This window comes from Pedobacter sp. D749 (assembly GCF_019317285.1).
In the GTDB taxonomy this organism is placed as follows: Bacteria; Bacteroidota; Bacteroidia; order Sphingobacteriales; family Sphingobacteriaceae; genus Pedobacter.
The window spans coordinates 5,037,704-5,061,538 of the sequence record NZ_CP079218.1 but is presented as its reverse complement, the minus strand read 5'-3'; the positions used below and the strand labels follow the sequence as shown (position 1 = coordinate 5,061,538).

Here is a 23,835-nt window from a genome sequence, read left to right as displayed (position 1 = left end):
GCCTACCCACCAACCCTACCCATTTCCCAATAAGGCATGGTAATAATCTGTCTAAAGCTTACGCCCCTTTGTTTTAGGTAACGTTTAAACTGTTGTACCGATTTCGCTCTGCCTGTTAAATAAAACGTAGCATTTTGCCACATTTCCCAACATAGCGGATGCATATTGTCCATCCAATTGATGGCATTTTTAGCAGGGGCGGTCAGGTCAGAGGGTACGGTATCAATTAACAGTTTAAGTTGTTTAACCGAATGCAGGTTTTCTTCCTGAAGTTCCAATACCCCAAAATATTCTACATCTTCATCAATTACCTTTTTACCTAACGATTCGTACAAACCAAGGCTGGTTTCATCACCAAAAAAGAAATGCTGATTGGATGCTTCATTGTATTTTACCTTTGCGCGGTCTACAATCAGTTTTAAACGATCCCCTTTTTGGATATTTACGGCCAGATGATGACCGGGGCCTTGCCTGTTCAGGTAAAAAATCACTTCACAGGTTTCGTGTGCTTCGTCAAAGCCTGATAATGTATAATGTCTGTACTCGTTGGCGTTAACCCGAAACAATACCTCCATTCCCGGAATAAATTTAGCGTCGAAAAAATCGCCTTTAAAGGTAACGCACTTTAAGTTGCTGCATAACATTTTGGTTTCTGCAACTTCTACTTGATATATTTTATTGCTGATCACTTTTTCCATTGTGTTGGCCAGCCATGAAGGTAATTTAGGCATCGTATTCTTTTATTAAGTAACTTTGAACAAAAGTAGTCGTCTAACAAACGGATCTTTTTATACCAAAAGGATTAAAGTTTATATCAAAAGGATTTTATGGCCCTAAACATTTACGATAGTGATGATAAATACTATACTGTTGGTAGCAAATTCGACAATACAGAATTTAATCAGCCACTGGTAACCGAAAGGCGGGATAAATACAGTTTCCCTTTTGGCGATGCAGAGATCGTACAAATTGCTTTTTCGGGCATTTATATTGTTTACGGCGATATGGTGGTGAAACAGAGCCGCCTGCGCATTAAAGCTTTTGATGAACCTGATGTGGTAGAGCTCCACTTTGCGCTCACCGGAGGGGCCATTATGGAAAATTACCTCACCAATAAACGCCTGGGTATTAAAGCAAACCAGCATAACATTATCTATAGTCCAGATTTTGACGGGATGGCAGAGTTTGATAGAGGTGGGCAACATAAATTTTTTGAAGTAAATTTCGAAAGAGCACGTTTTATTGATTTAACCTGCGAAAGCAGCATCCTGTTAAAGAATTTTGCGGAAAACATCATGAACAGCCGTTCGGTAGAAATTTCGTCAGAAAACCTGCCCATTACCCTGGCCATGCATAGCTGCATTAATGATATTATGAACTGCAACTTTACAGGTGGATTAAAATTATTGTTTCTTCAATCTAAATGTTTGGAACTGCTGGCACTACAGGCCCAGGCTTTTGAAGAAGCGGCTAAAAAGACCGAAAGACCGGCCCTCAAATCTGCTTATGATAAAGAAAGGATCTATTATGCCAGGGAATACCTGCTGGCCAATGCAAATCATCCGCCATCTTTAATCGAACTGGCCAAAACCGCAGGCATAAATGAATTTAAGCTAAAACATGGCTTTAAAGAAGTCTTTAAAAACACTGTTTTTGGCTATTTGAGTGATTATAAACTCCTGAAGGCCAAAGAACTATTGGCAGATAGCAGCAAGGACATCAAAAGCATTTCTGATGAACTGGGTTATTCTTCAGTACAGCATTTTAGTAATGCCTTTAGCAAGAAATTTGGCATAAGCCCGGGGAAAGCGCGTTAGGCTAGTCAAAAGTCCATAGTCGTTAGTCCTTAGTCTCAGCGCATATTTTTATTTCCTTGCTTGGGTTTAGACCTAAGCTAGAAATGTCCAGATCAAAACCCTTCTAAACCTTTTTCCTTTTTTTCTTAAAGTCCAGATAATCTACATAATACAAAACCTTAACCGAAAGGCTGTTATTTTGCGGCGCATTCAAAATTCCACTCAGGTTTTTATTATAACGCTGTGTATAATAAGTGTCGTTAGTTTCTGCAGCATCTTTATAGGAAACAGACAAAGTGCTGCCTGGCGCAAACTGCCAGGTGTAAATTAAGTCAATGTTAAATACATTGTAATTTCTATCCAATCCATTTAGCGGCGCTCCGGTATAATCGGTTAAATTGCCATCAGGTTTAAGCAGGAAATATTGTTTATTCCTTCTGTCGCTCCAATAATGTCTCAACACCACCGTAAATCCCATTAAATTGGTAAAAGTATATTTGGCATCGAAAGAGTTTTCTACCGTTCTGCGGTCGTATTTGGAGAAAATAGCTTGATCACCCTGTGCCGTTACCCAGTTTACATAATTATAATTCGGGTTAAAATTAAGATCTAAACCAAAAGCAATTTTATCATTTATCCGTAGGTTTTGGAAAAAGTAAAAGTTATATTCTTTACCCTTAAAAAGTTCCTGTTCTCTGTAACGGAAATTTCCACCGAAGTTATAAGCTTTTGCACGATTGGGATTAACATATAACACGAAACTATAGCTTTCAGGGGCCTTATATACCTGCCCGTTTCTCGATTCGTAGAAATCGTTTTTTGCAGCGGTATAGATCCCGTTTACTTCTGCCGACCAAAGATTTTTGAATTGAACATAAGGTCCGCCTTCTACAGAAAAAGTTTGGAAGCTGCCAGGTGTAGCCCTCCTCGAGTATAAAACATTAAAGTAGCTTAATAACTGATTGTACCAACTGCCTGGTTTATAAACATTATAATGGAAATCCGCCACCTGATCTAAAAAATTGTTGTTGGTAAAAAAGCCTAAATCAGACGGATCGAATTTATCGTCGGCGTATTGCTGAGAATAACTCCAGGTAAAATTACCACTCTGTTTACCAAACTTAAGCCCGTAACTATATCCGGTACTGGTTTCGTTACCCTTTAAATAGCTCATCTTAGCCGCACCGTTAACAAAATACTTATTGCCTTTATTGTTCAGGTTAAACAGTAAAGCAGTTACATTGGCATCGTAAGCCGAACCCTGCCTTAAAACGTTGGTATTAATAAATGTCGCCGAGCTGTTGTTTTTTAACGACTGATCGAAAACCAGAATATTGTAATTGGTAAGCGGTTGGGTTTCCACCATACGCACGTTCCCCTGAGCATCTTCCACTTCGGTTTCCATACTATTGGTTATCGCATTAAAAATCCCGATACCCAGGCCTTTCGCCGTCCTTCCAGATATTTTTGTAGCGTTGAGCACCTTGGCTTCTTTCTGATCCTTCACAATTTTATCGCTGCCTACGCCACTATAATCGTAATAGGACGGAATAGAACCAATCCGTTTCGAATAAAAAAGATCCCCCTTGTTAAAAAGTTCTGTCCCTTCAGTAAAAAACTGGCGGTTTTCGTTAAATTTTACTTCAAAAGGGGTAAGGTTCAGTATCCGGTTATCAGATTGCACCTGACCGAAATCGGGCACCAGCGTCATATCGAGGGTAAAACTGTTGTTGATCCCGTATTTTACATCCATCCCGCCATTAAACCGCGAGGTGGTGTTTTTTACCCCCGGCAAATTAACCGGATAATGGTTTACATAGGCCGAAATATAAGGCGAAAAAGATAACCTTAATGGCGGTTTAATATCTTTTATCCCGGTCCAAAGGCCTTCCTGGTTAATAAAGCCATTTACTTTCGGATCGACGAAATTCCAAAAAGTTTGCGTATTGCTCCGCTGTATCCTCCGGCTAAAATTCAATCCCCAGTGCTGAATATCCTTACTGGAAAAGCGAAGGGCTGAATAGGGAATTTTCATTTCACAGGTCCAGCCTTTATCATCCAATTTAACAGCACTTTCCCATACTGCATTCCAGTTGGCGTCTTCATCGCCCACCTGTGAGTATTTAGCGTCAAACTGCACACCGGCAGCGGTTACGAAAAACCCGTTTCCGTTCATTTTATCATAAAAAGGATCAAGAATTATTGAAATGAAATCGGCATTACCAATATTATCCCTCGAAACAAGTTCGTGCGAAACGCTGTCAGGATGATCGTACATCCGCGCATAGACATAAATGGCAACATCATCGTAAAGCACCTTCATTTCGGTACGTCGGTCATGGGTTTCTATCTTTCCCGGATTTGGCCTGATCTGAATAAAATCAGTAGCAATGGGAACATTGTTCCAACATTCGTCATCTAGAATACCATCTATTTTAGGGCTTTGCAGCGTTCTTTTCGCTTCCAACTGGCGCTGTTTCGAAATATCCTGAGCCTGAGAAAAAGCACAAATAAATATAAAAAAAAGGAGGATACAGCGTTTCATTTGTTTAGGTTAGTTAGATATAAGACTATGTCTTAACCAGAATGTTGCACCAAATGAAAAAAACATAAAATTTAAGTCATTCAACGATTTAAACTTTATTGTTATTCAGCACAATATTTTTGCCCGTATTTCCTTTCCTCCTGGCAGGAAACCATTGTGCTTAAACCCGACAGAAACGGAAATACTTTTTGTTGCACCGCTCCCAAACTTAGCTATCGTGTGGACACATCTCAGCTAATTCATATTTAGCGCCGTTGTCTAGGTCGATCGTCATGCTGAATTTATTTCAGCATCTTTTCTGCTAAATAACGAGCTTTTATAGCTTAAAGACTTTAGTTTGGAGATAAATGTTGTTTTTTCCGTTCTATACCTTATCGTATCGACACAATTGAGTAAAATATTCTTCTATCGCTCTATGCCGCAGGGCATGGTACTTTGGAGCGCCAAAGTACCCAAAACGCTTCGTCAATCCAGCAATGAGCCTTTTGCACAGTCTTACACGCATCAAAAAAACAGCGACACTTAGTTTTGTGTTCAATATTTTGTAAAATTAAATCCTCGGTGATGAACACAAAACCACTGCGTTTCAGGTTTGTTACTGCCATTTTTACTGTTGTGCACCTGTTTTTTTGATTTCTACGGCTCTTGGGATTGACAGCGTCCTTGGTTAAAATTAGTGCTTTATTAAAGTTAGTTAGCAAAACGCCTAAACTAAACTTAAAAAAGATGTGTCCACACGATAGCAAACTTAGCGGTCTTACTGAGGCACAAAAAGATTGAAGTGAATGGCGGGAGTACAGTACCTATGAAAACCAAACTGCTCATTTTCAAAAAAAGATTTTTGACTTTGAGGTGCAGCGATTTACAAGCAAAATTTGATACATTTGCCTTTTATTAAAAACAAGTAGCTTTTTGCCCTTTGGCACAAAGCTTTTAGCTTAAAAAAAGATGTTTGATAATTTACAGGACAAGCTAGACAGAGCGTTTAAAGTATTAAAAGGACAAGGCAGTATTACGGAAATCAACGTGGCAGAAACCATGAAAGAAATCCGCAAAGCATTATTAGATGCCGATGTTAACTATAAAACAGCAAAAACATTTACTGATGATGTGAGGCAAAAAGCTTTGGGGCAAAACGTACTTACTGCCGTTTCTCCGGGCCAACTGCTTACCAAAATAATGAACGATGAACTTGCAGCCTTAATGGGTGGCGAAGTTACAGAGTTAGATACTAAAGCAAACCCTACCATTATCTTAATTGCAGGTTTAAACGGTGCGGGTAAAACTACTTTTGCAGGTAAACTGGCCCTGCACTTAAAAGGCAAGGGCAAAAAACCTTTATTGGTAGCAGGCGATATGTACCGTCCGGCGGCTGTAGATCAATTGGAGGTTTTAGGAACCTCTGTTGGTGTATCCGTTTACGCAAACCGCGCATCAAACGATCCTGTTGGCATCGCTTTAGAAGGTATTGCACACGGTAAACAAAATGGAAATAACGTAATCATTATCGATACCGCAGGTCGTTTAGCGATCGACGAATCTTTAATGAACGAAATATCTGAAGTTAAAGCTAAAACGCAACCGCACGAGATTTTATTTGTTGTGGATTCAATGACTGGTCAGGATGCGGTGAATACAGCCAAAGTATTTAATGACCGTTTAGATTTTACAGGTGTTGTTTTAACCAAACTGGATGGCGATACCCGTGGTGGTGCGGCCCTTTCCATTAAATCGGTAGTAAACAAGCCGATTAAATTTATTGGTACCGGCGAGAAAATGGAAGCACTGGATGTTTTCTATCCAGATCGTATGGCATCGCGTATTTTGGGTATGGGTGATGTGGTTTCGCTTGTTGAACGTGCACAAATGCAGTTCGATGAGAAAGAAGCAGCAGAACTGCAGAAGAAAATCCGTAAGAATAAATTTGATTTCAACGATTTCTACAACCAGATTCAGCAGATCAAGAAAATGGGTAACATGAAAGATCTGATGGGCATGATACCAGGTGTGGGTAAAATGATGAAGAATGTAGATATCCAGGATGATGCTTTTAAATCAATCGAAGCCATCATCAATTCGATGACACCATTTGAGAAAGAAAACCCGGATAGCATTCAGCAAAGTCGCCGTTTACGTATTGCAAAAGGTTCAGGAAGTAAGGTAGAAGAAGTAACCAAGCTCATTAAACAGTTTGAAGATATGCGTAAAATGATGAAGCAGTTTTCTAACCCGGCAGCCGCAGCGGCAATGATGAAAGGTATGCCTAAAATGCCATTTGGCAGATAGGTTAAAAGGTTTAGGGTTTAGGGCGTAAGGTCTTATTCTTCGTGAAAATATAAATCCTGATCAGTAATGGTCAGGATTTTTTGTTTTATAGGTTTTGGAAATGAGTGTTCAGCTTTCCATAGGGGGGCAGCCCTGCTTTCCCTGCTGCCGATAGAAGGAATCGGCATTCGTCCAATCAGGTTTATTTAACAATGGTAGTTTAATGAAGCTAATTCAATCCAAAAGCGATGCTGATATTCCCTTTTGAGCGGACATTTTTTGATTTTAGGGTTGCAGCAATCCAGTTTCCAGATGACCTCAATAACCTCAATGCCTCTTCATCACACTTAATATTTAACCCGCGTGTTATTACCGCATCAGTTATCTTTCCATCCTTTTCAATTACAAATGATAAAAAAATTCTTCCAATGGCTTTATTCTTTTTAGGCATTTTAGGATATCTTGAATTACTTAAAAGATATTTTCCCCATTCACCTTCTCCATTCGGGAAGTGAGCTTTTACACCTACCTCGTCCGAATAATAAACGCGATTTTCTTCGCTTTTTTTCAGATTTATAGTAATATTCCCATCCCTGCCTTGAGAATAAAGATGTTGACTTAACATCAGAAAAATTATAGATAATAATACCTTCAACATTTTTAATATTGATTTAAAGTATAAATTATTAATCATATTCTTATATTAGTCATTAATATTCATCCCGAATAATTTACATCCGAATTTATTTAATTAAAATTAAATGCTTGTAAAAACATACGGGAGTGCTGTTTATGGCGTAAATGCACTAACCATAACAATCGAAGTGAATATTAGCGCGGGCACCAAATACTATATGGTGGGCCTGCCCGATAATGCGGTAAAAGAAAGTTTGCAAAGGGTGGCCAGCGCCATTAATGTTTCAGGTTTTCGCATGCCTAAACAGAAAATAGTGGTAAACCTGGCACCTGCCGACATGAAAAAAGAAGGCTCCTCATACGATCTGCCAATTGCCATCGGCATTTTAGCGGCTTCAGGCCAAATCCCAGCCGACGAATTAGAAGATTATTTTATTATGGGCGAACTTTCTTTAGATGGAAGCATACAGCCCATAAAAGGAGCTTTGCCAATTGCCATACAAGCCCAACAGGAAGGTTTTCAAGGATTCATCTTACCGAAACAAAACGTTCGTGAAGCAGCCATTGTAAACGATTTAGTGGCTTATGGCGTAGAAAACCTGGCCCAGGTAATTGCTTTCTTTAATAAAAGCGAAGCGCTGGAACAAGTTAAAGTGAATACCAAAGAAGAATTCTTAAAAAACATCAATAATTATGAACACGATTTTGCAGACGTTAAAGGACAGGAAAATATTAAAAGAGCCTTGGAAATTGCCGCTGCAGGTGGTCATAATGTTATTTTAATTGGTCCACCAGGTGCAGGCAAAACCATGCTGGCCAAGCGCCTGCCCACGATATTGCCCCCATTAAATTTAAACGAAGCTTTAGAAACTACGAAAATCCATTCTGTTGCCGGAAAACTCTCTGCAAGCGATGCACTAATGACAAGCCGTCCGTACCGCTCACCACACCATACCATTAGCGATGTAGCCCTGGTAGGCGGCGGAATCAATCCACAACCCGGAGAAATATCACTGGCACATAACGGTGTTTTATTTTTAGATGAACTACCTGAATTTAAACGAACTGTTTTGGAGGTAATGCGCCAACCTTTAGAAGACCGTAAAGTAGCTATTGCAAGGGCAAGGTTTTCGGTAGAATATCCAGCCAGCTTTATGTTGGTGGCCTCAATGAACCCTTGCCCATGTGGTTTTTACAATCACCCCGAGAAAGATTGCGTTTGTGCACCTGGTGTGGTGCAAAAATACCTGAGTAAAATATCCGGACCGCTTTTAGACCGGATAGATCTTCATGTAGAAGTAACACCCGTTAACTTTACAGAATTAGCCTCCACTGCAGAAACAGAAAGAAGCAACTTTATCAGGCAACGTGTAATTAAAGCACGGGAAATTCAGGATCTACGTTTTGCAGATAGAGAAGACCTGCATTGCAATGCCCAAATGAGTCCGAAAATGGTTCGCAAAGTATGCCAGATCAGTGATGAAGGAAACAGTCTCCTGAAATCAGCCATGGAAAAATTAGGTCTTTCGGCCCGTGCCTACGACCGGATTTTGAAAGTTGCACGGACCATAGCCGATTTAGATGGAAGTGAAAACGTAGAAATGGAACACTTAGCAGAATCGATTAATTACAGAAGTTTGGATAGGGATGGCTGGGCGGGGTAAAGCGCCTGTTCTTCAAAAAATGATGTTAAAATAAAATTTCCGGCCAACAACAAATATTTCTATTATTGATTATAAATAAATCGACCATGAAAAATAGTTTATTCATCCTCTTTTCGCTGATTTCTATTCAGCTATATGCACAGGTAGATCATCCTCAAATCCCAAAAACAGGCCCTAATGCAAATGCCTTTGTTCCAAAAGGATGGAAAGTAATTTATCGGGCCAAAGGCGATTTAAATAAAGATCATTTATCTGATGAAGCGATCATTATTCAGAATACCAATCCAAAAAATCTCATCAAAAATGACGGTATGGGCCGTGACACACTGAATGTGAATCCCCGTATGCTTTTGGTACTGATAAAAACATCCGGAAATTACAGCTTACTGGCTCAAAACACCAATTTTATCCCAACTGAAAATGACGTAGAGAACACTTGTCTCGCCGATCCTTTACAAGAAACCGGTGCCGTCAGCATAAAAAACGGAGTACTGATTTTAAGTTATCAATATTGGTTAAGCTGCGGTTCTTACGGGGTGAGTAATGTCGATTATACATTCAGGTTCCAAAATCAAAAAATGGAACTAATAGGCTTTCAAACGGGGAACTATAGCCGATCTTCGGGAGAAGAAAGCACTACCAGCCTTAATTTCTCTACACGAAAAAAAAGTGAAACCTCTGGCGGCAATATGTTTAGCGACAAAACCAACAAACCGAAAACGGTATGGAAAAAGTTTAATTGGGGCAGATTTTTTACACTTGATGAAATGACGGAAGAACTTGCCGAAAAACTTTCAGAAATTTAACATCAATCTATTACAAGATGCCAAACATGAACAGGATATTTATTCTATGCTTTATATTTCTTTCCAGTCATTCGTTTGCCCAAAAAGTATTCAATCAACCAACCGCAAAAGGAACTTGGCAATACATTTATCCTTTTAAAAATAAAGACTATGTACTCGCTATACAGCATTTAATTACTGAAAAAGAACCTTCGGCAGAATTATGCCATGCCAATATCTATTTTGGTAAAAGAGGCGTAAAAACCGATAAAATCTTTTGGAAAGAAAACATAGAAATGCGCCACATCACTGATAATATCACTTACGAAGACTATAATAACGACGGGATAAAAGATCTGTTAATTTTCGAAGATACAGGTGGAAGGGGAGGAAATTCATTTTACAATCTTTACCTTGTTAATTCCAAAAACCATACCTTAACCAAGGTCAAAAATTTCGACAATATCGTTAACCCTAGCTACAACAAAAAATACAAAGTAATTGTGAGTTATGGTTTAACAGGCACTAATTATTATCAGTTGCATAGACTTAATAAAAAGCACATACCATATAAAATTGGCAAACCTTTCGATGATACCGACGATTTAGATCTGGATAAAAAGATTGCCGAAGTCTTAAAAAAACAATAGCCCAAAACCACAGATCAAATAGATAAACAATGAAAATCAAAAAAATCATTAAACTGCTCTTCTATACTTTTATTTTGGGTGTCCTTATAGTATTGATTATAAACTTGTTTGTAAAACACCAGACTAATCCGGCCATTTATTCGAATGAGCAAGATGTACCAAAAACTAAAGTGGGTATTATTTTTGGAGCAGGAATAAACAACAATAAACCCAGTAAGTATTTAAAAGACAGGCTTGATGCTGGCATAAAACTTTATAAAAACCATAAAATTGATAAAATTCTGTTGTCAGGAGACAATGGGAGTGATGCGCACGACGAATTAACAGTAATGAAACTTTACTGCTATGAAAATGGTGTTGATACCAATAAAATTTACCTTGATTACGCTGGTTTTGATAGCTACTCTACGCTGTACAGGTCAAAATTTATTTTCAATATCGATACCGCGATCCTGGTATCGCAAAAATATCACCTAAACAGGTGTATCAATATTGGCAATAAACTGGGTATTAAGTCTTACGGTTTTGCTGCTGACGAGGGAACATATCAGGGTTTCAAATACGCTTCCTTTAGAGAGTACTTTGCTATTGTAAAATCAACAATCGACTTGATGATTGGTAGACAACCTCATTTTTTAGGCGAAAAAGTTAATATTAATGGTCCATCAAACTATACCAAGGAATAACATAAAGTACCTTAGGTTGAAATGTTAGGTTTTATTAATAGCGAAATTGAACAGGTTCTTTTAAACTGAACAGTTTTACCATGTTAAAATTTTAATGTAACTCCCAGACCAACGTTTAAAATATTTTCATTTTCTTTCTTTTTTAAAATTAATCAAAGCACTGTATAACAACACTTTATATTGAAAAATAATTTCAATATAATATATTTTAAAGCCTTATTTGGCCAATGGTCGAAATGCTTTGGCACAGTCGTTGTCATAACGCTGTTACATTTATGACCTATTTAAAATTAAAAAAAGTGAAAGAGATGAAAAAGACAGTTCAAATTTTCAGTATGCTTTTAATAGCATTAACCGTTATGGTATCATGTAAAAAAGATACTGATCCTGCAGATCGGGATTTCTTCGTGGGTACTTACAAAGGAACCGTTTCCTATCGTAGTGGAGAGACTACAACTAACAGTAGCGATGGTAAAGTAACCGTAAGCAAAGTTGGCGAAACTTATAATTTTTACTTTGGTAACGGCATCCCTGACATTACAGGTGTAAAGTTTGAAAAAACAGGAGACAACAGTTATGTAAGTATTGGATCGGGTTTAACCGGTATTAGTATTGATGCCAGTAACCTTAAAATGTTGGTTTCGAAAGATGGGCAAACTTGGACAGCAAATTGCACGAGGTAAACCATTTAAAGACACAAGGCCCGATTTTTTATTAATCGGGCTTTTTTTTCGTCTTAATCATTCCATCAAAAAATAAATTTCATGCTTATTTAGTTAAATTTATAGCATGAGTTTTGAATTAAAAACACACCTCGAAGAAATCGTTTCCCTCACCGATCAGGAGTTTGAACATATAACAGCACATTTCAAACCTAAAACGCTTAAAAAACACCAGTACCTGATCCAGGAAGACGAATTTGTCAATCACATTTATTTTGTAGTTAAAGGTTTATTAAAGGCCACATTTACAGATGCCAATGGTAAAGAGTATATCATCCAGTTTGCGATGGAAAACTGGTGGCTTTCCGATTTCAGGGCTTTTTATGGTCACGTTAAATCGATTACTAACATCAGCTGCTTAGAAAACTCCGAACTACTCTCCATCACCAAAGATAATTTAGATCAGCTTTGCCGCGAAAGCCATAAAATGGAGCATTTTTTCAGGATAAAAAACAGTTTGGGCTATGTAGCTTTACAGCAAAGGATTTTATCACTTTTAACCACAAGCCCGAAAGAGCGTTTTGAACAACTCGCTCAACAGTATCCGCAATTGATGCAACGGGTTTCAAAAACAATAATCGCAGCATACCTGGGTATTTCCAGAGAAACCTTAAGCAGGCTTTCCGCAAAAGTGTGATTCTGCTCACATTAAATTTGTGATTGAAGTCCTTTGCTGCCTTAATCAACAGCACTAATTTTGTGGTACACTTAGCATAAAAAATATGAATAAGAAAGTTTTATTCGTGCTTACAAGCCACGACGAATTAGGAAATACAGGTTTAAAAACAGGTTTTTGGTCAGAAGAATTGGCAGCGCCATATTATGCCTTAGCAGACAAAGGTATTGATATTGTATTGGCCTCACCAAAAGGTGGTCAGCCACCAATTGACCCTAAAAGTGAAGATCCTTCTTTTCAAACCGAAACGACGAAAAGAATGGATAAAGACACTGCTCTTTTGGCCAAATTAAAAAATACCATCTCATTGGATGATATAAAAATGGATGATTATGATGCAGTTTTCTATCCTGGTGGCCACGGACCACTTTGGGATTTAGCAGAAAGCGCAACTTCACAACAGCTCATTACCGAATTCTATACCGCCAACAAGCCTGTTGCTTTTGTATGTCATGCTCCGGGAGTGCTTAAGGATGTAAAGATAAATGGTGAATACCTGGTGAACGGAAAAAATGTAACCGGCTTTACCAATACCGAAGAAGAAGCTGTACAATTAACAAACGTAGTGCCTTTCTTGGTAGAGGATATGTTAATAAAAAATGGTGGACATTACAGCAAGATAGCTGATTGGAATCCCTATGCTGTAGTTGATGGCTTATTGATTACCGGACAAAATCCTGCCTCATCAGAAAAAGTTGCAGAAGAATTATTAAAGCTTCTTGCCTAAATTTAAATCCTCAACACGGACTGGTATAGCCAAACCTTGTTGAGGATTGCTTATTATAGTTCTTCTTCATCATCTTCTTCAGGTACGTATTTTTCAATCGCCTGGCCAATTGCATTCACCTCTTCATCTTCTTCAAAAATGGGAAGTTCTGTTTTATAATCCATTTTCAACCAGATGGATGAAGTGTCTTTTTGAATCTGAATGTATTCTCTTCCATCTTTAAAAATGGTATATGAATCATTTCCTTCCGGAAAAACTGAATAATTAACTGGGCCGATTTCGATGTCGAAAGGTTCTTGCATAACTGATATTTTCTTACAAAGATAAAAATCTTTTCTTTGGGTTAAGCCAGTTACATATAATGACATTCTTATCTTTATGGCATAAATTTACATTATGGATTTTTCAAAAGCAGATAATAAAGTTGCCCGAAAATTATTCGAGGTAGCTTTACAACGGGAATTAAAAAAAGAAATGCAGGCCTTTTCTGAAATTTTAGACCAATGGAAAACTCAACAACCTGAAGATAATAAAGCCGATTATTATAAAATTTTTACTGCTGTAACAGATTTCGACAAACACATCGCCAGAAGATACGACGGGCTTAGAAATTCATGGCTTTTTGATACCGTCATCGCTATGCTTTTAGACAAAACAATCACAGAATCCGATTTAGAAGGTTTTTCTGAGGAAGCAAAAAGTGGAATATTAATGGTGTTAAAATTTAGACAACAAGACTAATAATAATTAAAATATTACGCATGATTGTTTAAAAATCCCATCATTTATACTACTTTACGGCTAAAGATTTTACGCGATAGATAAGAAGATGAAGTTAACGTTTTGGGGCGCAGCACAACAAGTAACAGGAAGTATGCACCTGCTCGAAATTGGGCATTATAAAATACTGATAGATTGTGGATTAGATTACGAGAAGGAAACCTACCAGGAAGAAAACCAACAATTCCCCTTCGATCCGGCAAGTATAAACCTGGTAATTTTAACTCATGCACATATTGATCACTCTGGTAATCTGCCTACATTGGTTCGATTGGGTTTTGATGGTCAGGTACTTTGTACGCCGCCCACAGCCGATCTTACTTCGATATTATTATTCGATTCCGTTGAACTTTTCTTAAGAAAGGCAGGTCGTAAACCCAGAACTAAACGTGGTAATTTCAGCGGACCCAAACCGTTGTACCTGCACAAACACGTAATGGATACCATTGATCGTTTCGTAACCATTGCTTTCAATAAACCATTTAAGATTAATGGGGATATTAGCTTAACCTTTGTTCCTGTTGGCCATTTGCTGGGTGCCGCCGCAGCTATTTTAACTATAAATGATCACGGTATAGATAAAAAAATAGCCTTTACCGGCGATATCGGCAGAGAGAACTACCCAGTATTGGTTAATCCTGAGCCGCTGCCAGAGGTTGACTATCTTATAAGTGAAGCCACTTATGGCGGCAGGGTGCACACCAAAGACCAAACACTGGAAGAAAGATTAGTTCAGGAAATTACAGAAGCCTGTATCAAAAGTCCTGGACGATTGATTATTCCGGCATTTAGTATTGGCCGGACCCAATCGCTGGTATTTGCCTTAAACCAGATATTCACCAAAAAATTATTGCCACCTGTTCAAATCTTTGTAGACAGCCCAATGGCGATTCAAGCCACGGAGGTTTACCGCAAACACCATAACCTGGTGAATCAGGAAGCAAAAGATTTTTACCAGACCATGGGTGATGAGTTTGAATTTGAGCACCTGGCTTACGTTCAAACCATGAAAGAAAGTAAAGATGTTTCTAATTATTTCGATCCCTGCATTATTATTTCATCTGCCGGCATGTTAGAAGGTGGAAGGATTCAGGATCACCTGTATTATAACATTCAGAACTATTATTGTACCATCCTTTTTATTGGTTACTGCGCAAAAGGAACGCTTGGGTATAAGTTATTAAGCGGAGCACCTATTGTGCGCATTAAAGACCGGGAAATGATGGTTTACGCCACCATCCGCCAAACCGATCTGTTAAGCGGCCACGGCGACCATAACGATTTAGTGAAAACAATTAAACAAACCGGTCAGCCTAAAAAAGTTTTCCTGGTGCACGGAGAAGATAAAAGCCTGCAAAGTTTATCACTGGCATTGCAAGAAGATGGTTTTAATGTAGAAGTACCTGAAAGGGGAGAGGTTTTTGAACTTTAGTTCAGTTGGTCATTAGATTGATAGCCCATGGCCCTTTGGCTCATAGTTGATGGCCATTGTGGCTAAAAAACCATGGCCATAAACTATCAACCCAAAAAAGATTCTTCGCTGCGCTCAGAATGACAATAATATTACCCCCTCACTTGCCCATCACCCCGTACCACCCATTTATAACTGGTTAATTCTTCCAAACCCATTGGTCCACGGGCATGAAGTTTTTGCGTGCTGATACCAATTTCGGCACCGAGACCAAATTGAGCGCCATCGGTAAAACCTGTAGAGGCATTGGCATATACAGCAGCGGCATCTACTTCATTTAAAAATTGGGCGATATTGGTAGCATCTTCAGAAATAATGGCTTCACTATGTTTCGAGCTATAATCGGCAATATGGTTCAATGCTTCTGCTAAATTCGCTACAACTTTAACAGCCAGCTTTAATGATAAAAATTCCGTTCCAAAATGTTCTGGTGTGGCTTGATTTAGTAAGTGAGCAGGATAAGAAGATTTTAATATTGCATAACTTTTCTCATCAGCGTATAATTCTACATTTCCATCTGCAAGAGGGGATAAAAGTGCAGGCAGATCATTCAGTCTATTTTCGTTAATTAACACACAATCTAAAGAATTACATACACTTACCCTCCTGGTTTTCGCATTGAAAATAATTGCTTTACCTTTATCTAAGTTGCCAGATTCATCAAAATAAGTATGTACAATGCCCGCACCGGTTTCGATAACTGGGATTTTACTGTTTTCGCGGACGTAATTAATCAACGATTGACTTCCCCTTGGGATCAATACATCTACAAAACCCTGGGCATTTAATAAAGCTTCGGTTGCAGTTCTCTCTGCAGGTAATAAGGTTAAAACATCCCGATTGATTTTATGATTATCCAATACCTGATGTATCACTTTTGCAATCGCCAGGTTAGAAAATTCAGCGTCGCTGCCACCTTTTAACACGGCAACATTCCCGGCCTTAAAACAAAGCGAAAACACATCGGCAGTAACATTAGGCCGTGCTTCGTAAATTACACCTACAACACCCAAAGGCACACTAACCTTTTGGATATGTAGCTGATTTTCCAGCGTTTTATCTGAAAGAATTTTACCTAGGGGGCTGTTTAAGCCTGCAACATTTTTAAGATCATTAGCAATATCTGCAATGCGTGCGGCGCTCAACTTTAGCCTGTCGTATTTGGGGTCTTCGATGGTCATTTTGGCTAAATCCTTTGTGTTTTCAGTAAGGATTTCTGCTGTATTGGTCACTAAAGCCTCAGCCAGATCTGTTAGAACTGCATTTGTTTTTTCTTTACCAAAGCTAATCAAAGTGCGACCAGCCAGTTTTGCTTTTTCGAAATATTGTTTGTAATCCATTTTTTTCTTTTTCTACCACAGAGGTTACCGAGTTTCACACCGAGGAAAAGAGAGAATTTGCTTAACTCTGTGCCACTCTGTGATTTTTTCTCTGTGTGCTCTGTGGTTAAACCTTTAAATAGCTGAGTAAAAATAATCGTAATGTACAAGCGCTTTTTGCTTTTTCTGTCCGATGCGTTCTCTGGCTTTATCAGAACCATATTCTGCTATTCCCAATCCAATCAGGTTATTTTTTTCGTCGATAATTTTAATAATATCACCTTTTAAAAAGTCTGTTTGGATTTCGATAATTCCTACGGGTAATAAACTGGTGGCTTTACCGGAAGTTAATACCGTTTTGGCACCATCGTTTAGCTTTACCACACCGGTTGCTGCTGTTTCGGAATGGGCAATCCATTTTTTCTTGCCCGATTTGCTTTTCTCGGGAACAAAGCGCGTATGCACCAGTTGATTGTTTAATAGAGAAGTCAGCACATCATCTTTCATTCCATTGGCAATATGAACCGTTATACCCAATTTAGCAACTTTTTGCGCCATGGTCGATTTGGTAATCATTCCACCACGGCCAAACTGCGATTTGCCCGTTTGTATAAAGGATGCCAGGTTAGCAACCGAACCATTAATTTCCTCAATAACAGCCGATCTTTCAATTTTCGGATCGCCGTTGTAGATGCCGTTTACATTCGACAGAATAATCAGGGCATCGGCATTTAACATCGAAGCAATTAACCCTGCCAGTTCATCGTTATCGGTAAACATCAGCTCAGTAACCGAAACCACATCGTTTTCGTTCACAACAGGAATTACCTCGTTCTGAAGCAAGATCTGCAAACAGTTTTTCATGTTTAAATAATGTGCACGGTCGCGGAAATCTTCTTTGGTAACCAAAACCTGCGCGCATTGTATAGCATGTGCTGCAAAGAAATTGGAGTAGGTGTTGATCAGTTTAACCTGACCAATGGCCGCCAATAGTTGTCGGGTCGTTACGGCATCCTGTTTTTCGGATACTTTGATCAAACTTCTGCCCGATGCCACCGCACCTGAAGAAACCAAAATTACTTCAATACCCTGCGTTTTAATATCTGCCAGTTGATTTACAAGGTGTTTGATCCTTGCCTCATCCGGCAAACCATTCGCCTGCGTAATTACATTCGAACCAACTTTAACAACTATCTTTTTATACCCTAATTTCATTATGATTTAAACCGTTTGGATGTGGCAATTTAACATCAATTTTTCTAATTCGGATGATTATCTATAGGCTTGATGGATTTTTGCGAAAATGGAAATGAGTTTGGGGTTGAGCGTTTGGAGTCGATTAACTGTTTTAAGTCCGAAGTCTGAGGACAGAGGTCAGAAGTGTTAGTTGCCTACAACAGTTAAACAATTAATACTCTAAAACAATTTGAAGGTAACAATCTAACCATTCAACGATTAAACAATCTCTTTTACAATTAACCATCACGCCACTAATCAACCAATGGCTAATGAACTATTGAACTAAATTATTAAATTGCAATTGAACCGAAATCAACCCGCTATGAAATGTATCTTACCTGGTCTTATATTGCTTAGCGCAATTACGGCTTGTAATCACCCTCAAAAGAAAGAAATGAAAGCAATAACGTGGCCTGATGCAAAGGCACCCATAGCGGAAATTATTCCGCACCAAAGAGTTATACACGGCGATACCGTAGTAGATAATTATTATTGGATGATCGATTACTTTAAAAAAGGACCAGACAGTACGAATGTGGTAGATTATTTAAAAGCCGAAAATGCTTATCTGGATACCATGATGAAGAGTACCGATCAATTTCAGGCAGATTTATTTAAGGAAATGAAAGGTCGGATCAAAGAAAAAGACGAATCGGTTCCGGTTTTTAGAAATGGCTACTACTATTACTCACGCACAGAGGATGGACAGCAATATTTTAAATACTGCCGTAAAAAAGGAAGTTTATCTGCAGCTGAAGAAATCCTGCTGGATGTAGATCAACTGGCAAAAGGCCATTCCTATTACAGCGCCACCGGATTTAGTGTTAGTCCCGATAATAAACTTTTAGCTTTTGGTGTTGATCAGGTTTCGCGCCGTCAGTACACCATTAACATAAAAAATTTAGAGACTGGCGAAATGTTAAAAGATGCCATTACCAATACAGAAGGTGGGGTGGCTTGGGCTAATGATAATAAAACGTTCTTTTACACATCAAAAAATCCTGTTACGTTACTTAGTGAAAAAATTAAAAAACATGTACTAGGTTCAGATGCCAAAACAGATGCGGTAGTTTACGATGAGAAAGATAACACCAACTATATCGGTGTAGGCAAATCGAAAAACGGAAAGTATATTTTTATCGCTTCACAGGGAACGCTTACTTCGGAATATAAAATAGTAGATGCCGACCATCCGGAAAGTCCTTTTAAAGTTTTTGCAGCCCGATCAAAAGATGTATTGTATGATGTAATGCCCGTTGATGGCAAATTTTTGATCTTAACCAACTGGAACGCCAAGAATTTCCGTTTAATGGAATGTCCGCTGGATAAAACTGAAAAAGAAAACTGGAAAGAGGTGGTTCCGCACCGTGCAGATGTTTTATTGGAAAGCGTTGAAGAATTTAAAGATTTCACTGTTTTATCTGAGCGTAAAAACGGATTAACGGAGTTGCGTGTACTTAAAAAAGACAAAAGCGATTATTATATCAAATTTGATGAACCAGTTTATGATGCTGGCGTAGGCTCAAATCCCGAATACAACAGCACAACCTTACGTTATGCTTATACCTCATTAACTACTCCAAACTCTACTTACGATTACGATCTGATAAAAAAAGACCAGAAACTAATGAAACAACAGGAAGTTCTGGGCGGCTATAATCCGAAAGATTATGTTACTGAGCGTGTTTTTGCAACGGCGAAAGATGGCACTAAAGTGCCAATTGCCCTGGTTTATAAAAAGGGCTTCGAAAAGAATGGAAAATCACCTCTGTTACTTTATGGTTATGGTTCTTATGGCTCAAATTCGGATGTTTATTTCTCTTCGCCACGTTTGAGTTTGTTGAATAGAGGCTTTGTATTTGCCATCGCCAATATCCGTGGTGGACAGGAAATGGGCCGTCAATGGTACGAAGATGGAAAACTGATGAAAAAGAAAAACACCTTCACCGATTTTATTGCTGCAGGAGAATATTTAATTGATCAGAAATATACCTCAAAAGGCCATTTATATGCCCATGGTGGCAGTGCGGGTGGTTTATTAATGGGAGCCGTAGCCAACATGGCACCCGATTTATGGAACGGTCTTATTGCTGATGTTCCTTTTGTGGATGTAATTAATACTATGCTGGATGAAAGCATTCCACTTACCACAAACGAATTTGATGAGTGGGGCAATCCGAAACAAAAAGCGGCTTACGATTATATGAAAAGTTATTCTCCATATGAAAATATTGAGAAAAAAGCTTACCCAAATATGTTGGTTACGACAGGCTTACACGATAGCCAAGTACAGTATTTCGAACCGGCAAAATGGGTAGCTAAATTAAGGGCCACAAAAACTGACAAAAATGTGCTATTGCTTAAAACCAACATGGAATTTGGTCATGGCGGTGCCTCTGGCCGTTTTGATTATTTAAAAGATGTCTCCTTACGCTGGGCGTTTTTATTCTCGCTGGAGGGAATAACTAAATAATTTTTTACCAGGTTCGTCATTCCCAACTTGATTGGGAATCTTAATGCAACCCGCTTTAAGATTCCCGCCTGCGCGGGAATGACGAACATCCTTTTAATTAAAATCCACAATGAACACCAAACTAAAAACACTCCAAATCATCCACCTCGCACTATGCTCAGGCGTTTTACTTTTCGCGTTGGTAACCATTTTCCTTAACCGCGAAATCATGTTTTTTGATGCGAATCCGCAAACTACAGCGCCCTTTAACCCGATTTTTCCGATTATGGGGCTGATTACCATATCGGGAAGCATTTTCTTCTACAGAAATCTAATTTCTAAAATTGATAAATCTGCTACTGCCGATACTAAGATCAACATGTACCAAAGTGCATTTATCATCAGCGCAGCACTTTTAGAAGGTGGGGCACTTTTTAATATCGTAGGCTTTTTTATCACGCAGAACGCTTTCTTTTTAATTTTTGGTCTCGCTAATTTTGCTTTTCTAGTCCTAAAAAGACCAACTAAAGATAAATTGATTTCCGCCTTACAATTGCAATACCCGGATACCGAGTCTTTGTAAGCAATTAGCCTTATCTTTGCCCCTTAATGGAATACAATGTTCACACTTTGCCAAATGGCATACGCATATTGCATGTGCCTGCGGCCTCTGCCATATCCCACGCATGCATTATCGTTAATACAGGATCGCGGGACGAGCCTGAAGGGAAAGCAGGTTTAGCACATTTTATTGAGCACCTGATCTTTAAGCGTACCGAAAAACGAAGCACCAACCAGATTTTAAACCGGCTGGAGAGCGTTGGGGCAGACTTAAATGCCTATACCACAAAAGAATATACCTGCGTACATGCTTCTTTTTTAAATCCTTATTTAGATAGAACTTTAGATCTCTTTAACGACATTATCTTCCATTCTACTTTTCCTGAAGAAGAAATGGATAAAGAAAAAAGTGTAATTCTGGACGAAATTTCATCTTATTTAGATCAGCCCGAAGAAGCTATTAATGATGATTTCGAAGATATGCTTTTCGCCGGGCATGCATTGGGAAACAATATTTTGGGTACATCAGAATCTGTTCAAAACTTTACCCGTGAGGATGTCATCAAGTTCAGAAAAGCCAATTACCGCACCAACGAAATTGTGGTGGCTGTTTTAGGAAATTATACTTTAAACAGCGTTGTAAATAAAGGAAACAAGTATTTTGCTGATGCTGAAGAGAATAATCCGGTTAAAAAAAGAATTAAACCAGGCATACTTCCACAGAGCAATACTACCATTTACAAACCAATTATGCAGGCGCATTGTATTTTAGGTACACAGGCCTATTCTACCTATCAGTCGCAAAAAGTTCCTTTAATGCTGCTTAACAATTACTTTGGTGGTAATGGAATGAGCTCTGTTTTAAACCTGCAGATCAGGGAGAAATACGGGATTGCTTATACCATCGAATCCAATTTTTCGCCCTTGAGTGATACTGGTATTTTTTCCATTTATTTCGGAACAGATAAAGAAAAACAAGTCAAAGCGCTCTCTTTAATCTTTAAGGAGATCAAAAAGCTGAGAGAACATCCTCTAAATGAATTGCAGTTACAAAAAGCCAAGAATAAATTTATCGGACAGATTGCTTTGGGAGAAGAAAACAGGATTGGTTTAATCATTTCAATGGCCAAAAGCCTGATCGATCACAACAAGATCGATTCTCTGGAAACTGTTTTTGAGAAAATAAATGCAGTTACAACCAGCCAAATGGCAGAAGTTACGGATGAGATTTTAAATATTGAGCAACTGAATATCTTTACTTTCTGCCCAATAGAGGAATAATTGTTATTTTTGTAAAAAAATGCGATTTGCATTGCTTGACTTTTTTCGTCATTGCGAGGCACGAAGCAATCCTACAACAATCGCTAGTTCACCCAGCGCTTTAAGATTGCTTCGTGCCTCGCAATGACGGACAACATAAAATACTATACAATGAAATTACCAATAGTAGCTTACGGCGATCCGGTTTTAAAAAAGGTGGGTACCGATATCGATAAAGATTATCCGGAATTAAAACAATTAATCAGCGATATGTTCGACACCATGTATTACGCCAATGGGGTGGGTCTTGCTGCACCTCAGATTGGTTTACCGATCCGTTTGTTTATTGTAGATACCGGAGAAGATGAAGACGGTAATCCAGGCTATAAAAAAGTATTTATCAATGCCAGAATTTTAGAAGAAACTGGCGAAGCCTGGAGTTTTAACGAAGGTTGTTTAAGCATTCCTGATATCCGCGAAAACATTATGCGCAAGCCAAATATCAAGATCACCTATTTCGACGAAAACTGGATAGAGCATACTGATGATGTTGATGGAATGCCTGCACGTGTAATCCAGCACGAATACGACCATATTGAAGGTAAACTCTTTACAGACAAAGTAAGTGTATTGCGTAAAACCATGCTTAAAAGTAAACTGGATGCGATTTCGAAAGGAAATATCAAAACAGATTACAAAATGAAGTTTCCGAATAAGAGCAAAAAAAGATAGGCTTAAAATGGAAGATGTAAGAGGGAAAATGGAAACGTTTTCCCTTTTTTATTTCTGTTATTACCGCGGTCGTCATTTCGAGCGGAGTGCAACGTAGTCGAGAAATCTATCTCGATAGATCTCTCCATTTCGCTTCGCTTCATCCGATAGCTATAGGATCGAGATGACGGCACGATGAAACTAATTCGTCCTACTCTTATCGCCATCAAAAATCTGCTGCATCAGCTTGCCCCAGGCGAAAGGATTAAGTAGTGGATTGGTTTGAACCATGTTTTTATTGATCATCCTGTCAAAATTATAGCGGTAATTCTGACTGCCGATTTCCTGTCCATCGCGCGGTAGCGTTTGGATCAAGCCATCGATTGACGAACGTGAAAGGTTCTTTTTGGCAATGGCCATATCATCATCCGCCAGTTTCATCGATAAAAACTCACGGGTAAATTCTTCTGTTGTAGCCCATGGGAAAACACGCACTGAAGGTAAATCGATCACATTAGCTTTCAATTTAACCATAATCGTGTACTTGCTATCTGGTGTACTTTCAGGAATCACCGTAGAAAACTTCTTGTAACCAATAGCTGTAAACAAAATCGTATCGCCAGGATTAACAATAAAGGTAAAATACCCTCTGTAATCGGCACCAACCCTTTTACTCTTGGCAGAAAGATTGGTGATGGTAACATAAGGTATCACATTTGAACTGTCGATATCGGTAATAATTCCTGAAAATTGGATGAGTTTATCCTGTTCCGGATTTTGTTGCGCAAAAGCGGTTACAGAAAAAATTAAGCAAATCAGGACAATACAATATCTCATTAAGACAAAAGTAATTTTATTAATAAAACTTCCTTGTTAAATAGTGTTAAAGC

At 38.6% G+C, this 23,835-nt stretch carries 22 protein-coding genes; 15 read left to right on the top strand and 7 right to left on the bottom strand.

Going from position 1 to position 23,835, the window contains the following annotated elements; translation table 11 throughout:
* Nucleotides 1-2: 2 nt before the first annotated feature.
* Nucleotides 3-731, bottom strand: a complete 729-nt coding sequence (locus KYH19_RS20755; protein WP_219076488.1) for an SIP domain-containing protein — start codon at nt 729-731, stop codon at nt 3-5.
* Between the two features lie 96 nt (nt 732-827).
* Here KYH19_RS20755 and KYH19_RS20750 point away from each other — a divergent pair, with 96 nt between their 5' ends.
* Nucleotides 828-1,817 (top strand): AraC family transcriptional regulator, encoded by a 990-nt coding sequence (locus KYH19_RS20750; RefSeq protein ID WP_219076487.1) that lies wholly within the window; start codon nt 828-830, stop codon nt 1,815-1,817.
* A gap of 103 nt (nt 1,818-1,920) precedes the next feature.
* Here the strand turns inward: KYH19_RS20750 and KYH19_RS20745 are convergent, their stop codons facing one another.
* Nucleotides 1,921-4,341: a DUF5916 domain-containing protein gene (locus tag KYH19_RS20745; protein WP_219076485.1), complete on the bottom strand. Its 2,421-nt coding sequence runs from the start codon at nt 4,339-4,341 to the stop codon at nt 1,921-1,923.
* 948 nt (nt 4,342-5,289) lie between these two features.
* On the opposite strand from KYH19_RS20745, the gene ffh reads away from it, so the two are divergent.
* Complete coding sequence (gene ffh / locus KYH19_RS20740; protein WP_121285452.1) at nt 5,290-6,627, top strand: signal recognition particle protein; 1,338 nt, start codon at nt 5,290-5,292, stop codon at nt 6,625-6,627.
* Between the two features lie 208 nt (nt 6,628-6,835).
* Here the strand turns inward: ffh and KYH19_RS20735 are convergent, their stop codons facing one another.
* Complete coding sequence (locus tag KYH19_RS20735; RefSeq protein ID WP_219076484.1) at nt 6,836-7,300, bottom strand: energy transducer TonB; 465 nt, start codon at nt 7,298-7,300, stop codon at nt 6,836-6,838.
* Nucleotides 7,301-7,367: 67 nt separating this feature from the next.
* Between KYH19_RS20735 and KYH19_RS20730 the strand changes: the two genes are divergently transcribed.
* The 7 genes from KYH19_RS20730 (at nt 7,368) to KYH19_RS20700 (ending at nt 13,152) form a co-directional block, all read left to right on the top strand.
* Nucleotides 7,368-8,906 carry a YifB family Mg chelatase-like AAA ATPase gene (locus KYH19_RS20730; protein ID WP_219076483.1) on the top strand — a complete coding sequence of 513 codons (1,539 nt, stop codon included), beginning with the start codon at nt 7,368-7,370 and terminating at the stop codon, nt 8,904-8,906.
* An 86-nt stretch (nt 8,907-8,992) separates the two neighbouring features.
* On the top strand, nt 8,993-9,712 hold the full coding sequence (locus KYH19_RS20725) for a hypothetical protein (protein ID WP_219076481.1): 720 nt from the start codon (nt 8,993-8,995) through the stop codon (nt 9,710-9,712).
* Nucleotides 9,713-9,738: 26 nt separating this feature from the next.
* A complete protein-coding gene (locus KYH19_RS20720) occupies nt 9,739-10,341 on the top strand; it encodes a hypothetical protein (RefSeq protein ID WP_219076480.1) in 603 nt (200 codons plus the stop codon).
* Between the two features lie 29 nt (nt 10,342-10,370).
* Nucleotides 10,371-11,027 (top strand): vancomycin high temperature exclusion protein, encoded by a 657-nt coding sequence (locus tag KYH19_RS20715; protein ID WP_219076479.1) that lies wholly within the window; start codon nt 10,371-10,373, stop codon nt 11,025-11,027.
* 308 nt (nt 11,028-11,335) lie between these two features.
* Nucleotides 11,336-11,710 (top strand): hypothetical protein, encoded by a 375-nt coding sequence (locus KYH19_RS20710; RefSeq protein ID WP_121285445.1) that lies wholly within the window; start codon nt 11,336-11,338, stop codon nt 11,708-11,710.
* 106 nt (nt 11,711-11,816) lie between these two features.
* Complete coding sequence (locus KYH19_RS20705; protein WP_219076478.1) at nt 11,817-12,386, top strand: Crp/Fnr family transcriptional regulator; 570 nt, start codon at nt 11,817-11,819, stop codon at nt 12,384-12,386.
* A gap of 85 nt (nt 12,387-12,471) precedes the next feature.
* Nucleotides 12,472-13,152 (top strand): type 1 glutamine amidotransferase domain-containing protein, encoded by a 681-nt coding sequence (locus tag KYH19_RS20700; RefSeq protein WP_219076477.1) that lies wholly within the window; start codon nt 12,472-12,474, stop codon nt 13,150-13,152.
* A gap of 53 nt (nt 13,153-13,205) precedes the next feature.
* Here the strand turns inward: KYH19_RS20700 and KYH19_RS20695 are convergent, their stop codons facing one another.
* Nucleotides 13,206-13,520 (bottom strand): hypothetical protein, encoded by a 315-nt coding sequence (locus KYH19_RS20695; protein WP_370630258.1) that lies wholly within the window; start codon nt 13,518-13,520, stop codon nt 13,206-13,208.
* A gap of 28 nt (nt 13,521-13,548) precedes the next feature.
* On the opposite strand from KYH19_RS20695, the gene KYH19_RS20690 reads away from it, so the two are divergent.
* Both KYH19_RS20690 and KYH19_RS20685 read left to right on the top strand, forming a co-directional pair.
* Nucleotides 13,549-13,893 carry a hypothetical protein gene (locus tag KYH19_RS20690; protein ID WP_219076476.1) on the top strand — a complete coding sequence of 115 codons (345 nt, stop codon included), beginning with the start codon at nt 13,549-13,551 and terminating at the stop codon, nt 13,891-13,893.
* Between the two features lie 88 nt (nt 13,894-13,981).
* The gene (locus tag KYH19_RS20685) at nt 13,982-15,364 is read left to right on the top strand and encodes an MBL fold metallo-hydrolase RNA specificity domain-containing protein (RefSeq protein ID WP_219076475.1); all 1,383 of its coding nucleotides are present in this window, start codon (nt 13,982-13,984) and stop codon (nt 15,362-15,364) included.
* Nucleotides 15,365-15,495: 131 nt separating this feature from the next.
* Here KYH19_RS20685 and KYH19_RS20680 read toward each other — a convergent pair whose 3' ends face one another.
* A complete protein-coding gene (locus KYH19_RS20680) occupies nt 15,496-16,743 on the bottom strand; it encodes a glutamate-5-semialdehyde dehydrogenase (RefSeq protein WP_219076474.1) in 1,248 nt (415 codons plus the stop codon).
* Nucleotides 16,744-16,857: 114 nt separating this feature from the next.
* A complete protein-coding gene (proB, locus tag KYH19_RS20675; protein ID WP_219076473.1) occupies nt 16,858-17,937 on the bottom strand; it encodes a glutamate 5-kinase in 1,080 nt (359 codons plus the stop codon).
* Nucleotides 17,938-18,355: 418 nt separating this feature from the next.
* Here proB and KYH19_RS20670 point away from each other — a divergent pair, with 418 nt between their 5' ends.
* From KYH19_RS20670 to def, 4 genes are all read left to right on the top strand, one after another.
* Nucleotides 18,356-20,434 (top strand): S9 family peptidase, encoded by a 2,079-nt coding sequence (locus KYH19_RS20670; protein WP_370630257.1) that lies wholly within the window; start codon nt 18,356-18,358, stop codon nt 20,432-20,434.
* Nucleotides 20,435-20,543: 109 nt separating this feature from the next.
* Nucleotides 20,544-20,996: a hypothetical protein gene (locus tag KYH19_RS20665; RefSeq protein WP_219076470.1), complete on the top strand. Its 453-nt coding sequence runs from the start codon at nt 20,544-20,546 to the stop codon at nt 20,994-20,996.
* A gap of 26 nt (nt 20,997-21,022) precedes the next feature.
* Nucleotides 21,023-22,255, top strand: coding sequence for a pitrilysin family protein (locus tag KYH19_RS20660; protein WP_219076468.1), 1,233 nt, complete (start codon nt 21,023-21,025; stop codon nt 22,253-22,255).
* Nucleotides 22,256-22,405: 150 nt separating this feature from the next.
* Nucleotides 22,406-22,966, top strand: coding sequence for a peptide deformylase (gene def / locus KYH19_RS20655; RefSeq protein ID WP_219076467.1), 561 nt, complete (start codon nt 22,406-22,408; stop codon nt 22,964-22,966).
* A gap of 180 nt (nt 22,967-23,146) precedes the next feature.
* On the opposite strand, the gene KYH19_RS20650 is transcribed toward def, so the two are convergent.
* Nucleotides 23,147-23,782 (bottom strand): hypothetical protein, encoded by a 636-nt coding sequence (locus KYH19_RS20650; protein WP_219076466.1) that lies wholly within the window; start codon nt 23,780-23,782, stop codon nt 23,147-23,149.
* Nucleotides 23,783-23,835 lie beyond the last annotated feature (53 nt).

Coding starts and splice junctions, on each gene's coding strand:
- KYH19_RS20755 (WP_219076488.1), bottom strand. CDS start 731: ATGCCTAAATTACCTTCATGGCTGGCCAACACAATGGAAAAAGTGATC.
- KYH19_RS20750 (WP_219076487.1), top strand. CDS start 828: ATGGCCCTAAACATTTACGATAGTGATGATAAATACTATACTGTTGGT.
- KYH19_RS20745 (WP_219076485.1), bottom strand. CDS start 4,341: ATGAAACGCTGTATCCTCCTTTTTTTTATATTTATTTGTGCTTTTTCT.
- ffh (WP_121285452.1), top strand. CDS start 5,290: ATGTTTGATAATTTACAGGACAAGCTAGACAGAGCGTTTAAAGTATTA.
- KYH19_RS20735 (WP_219076484.1), bottom strand. CDS start 7,300: ATGATTAATAATTTATACTTTAAATCAATATTAAAAATGTTGAAGGTA.
- KYH19_RS20730 (WP_219076483.1), top strand. CDS start 7,368: ATGCTTGTAAAAACATACGGGAGTGCTGTTTATGGCGTAAATGCACTA.
- KYH19_RS20725 (WP_219076481.1), top strand. CDS start 8,993: ATGAAAAATAGTTTATTCATCCTCTTTTCGCTGATTTCTATTCAGCTA.
- KYH19_RS20720 (WP_219076480.1), top strand. CDS start 9,739: ATGAACAGGATATTTATTCTATGCTTTATATTTCTTTCCAGTCATTCG.
- KYH19_RS20715 (WP_219076479.1), top strand. CDS start 10,371: ATGAAAATCAAAAAAATCATTAAACTGCTCTTCTATACTTTTATTTTG.
- KYH19_RS20710 (WP_121285445.1), top strand. CDS start 11,336: ATGAAAAAGACAGTTCAAATTTTCAGTATGCTTTTAATAGCATTAACC.
- KYH19_RS20705 (WP_219076478.1), top strand. CDS start 11,817: ATGAGTTTTGAATTAAAAACACACCTCGAAGAAATCGTTTCCCTCACC.
- KYH19_RS20700 (WP_219076477.1), top strand. CDS start 12,472: ATGAATAAGAAAGTTTTATTCGTGCTTACAAGCCACGACGAATTAGGA.
- KYH19_RS20695 (WP_370630258.1), bottom strand. CDS start 13,520: ATGTCATTATATGTAACTGGCTTAACCCAAAGAAAAGATTTTTATCTT.
- KYH19_RS20690 (WP_219076476.1), top strand. CDS start 13,549: ATGGATTTTTCAAAAGCAGATAATAAAGTTGCCCGAAAATTATTCGAG.
- KYH19_RS20685 (WP_219076475.1), top strand. CDS start 13,982: ATGAAGTTAACGTTTTGGGGCGCAGCACAACAAGTAACAGGAAGTATG.
- KYH19_RS20680 (WP_219076474.1), bottom strand. CDS start 16,743: ATGGATTACAAACAATATTTCGAAAAAGCAAAACTGGCTGGTCGCACT.
- proB (WP_219076473.1), bottom strand. CDS start 17,937: ATGAAATTAGGGTATAAAAAGATAGTTGTTAAAGTTGGTTCGAATGTA.
- KYH19_RS20670 (WP_370630257.1), top strand. CDS start 18,356: ATGAAAGCAATAACGTGGCCTGATGCAAAGGCACCCATAGCGGAAATT.
- KYH19_RS20665 (WP_219076470.1), top strand. CDS start 20,544: ATGAACACCAAACTAAAAACACTCCAAATCATCCACCTCGCACTATGC.
- KYH19_RS20660 (WP_219076468.1), top strand. CDS start 21,023: ATGGAATACAATGTTCACACTTTGCCAAATGGCATACGCATATTGCAT.
- def (WP_219076467.1), top strand. CDS start 22,406: ATGAAATTACCAATAGTAGCTTACGGCGATCCGGTTTTAAAAAAGGTG.
- KYH19_RS20650 (WP_219076466.1), bottom strand. CDS start 23,782: ATGAGATATTGTATTGTCCTGATTTGCTTAATTTTTTCTGTAACCGCT.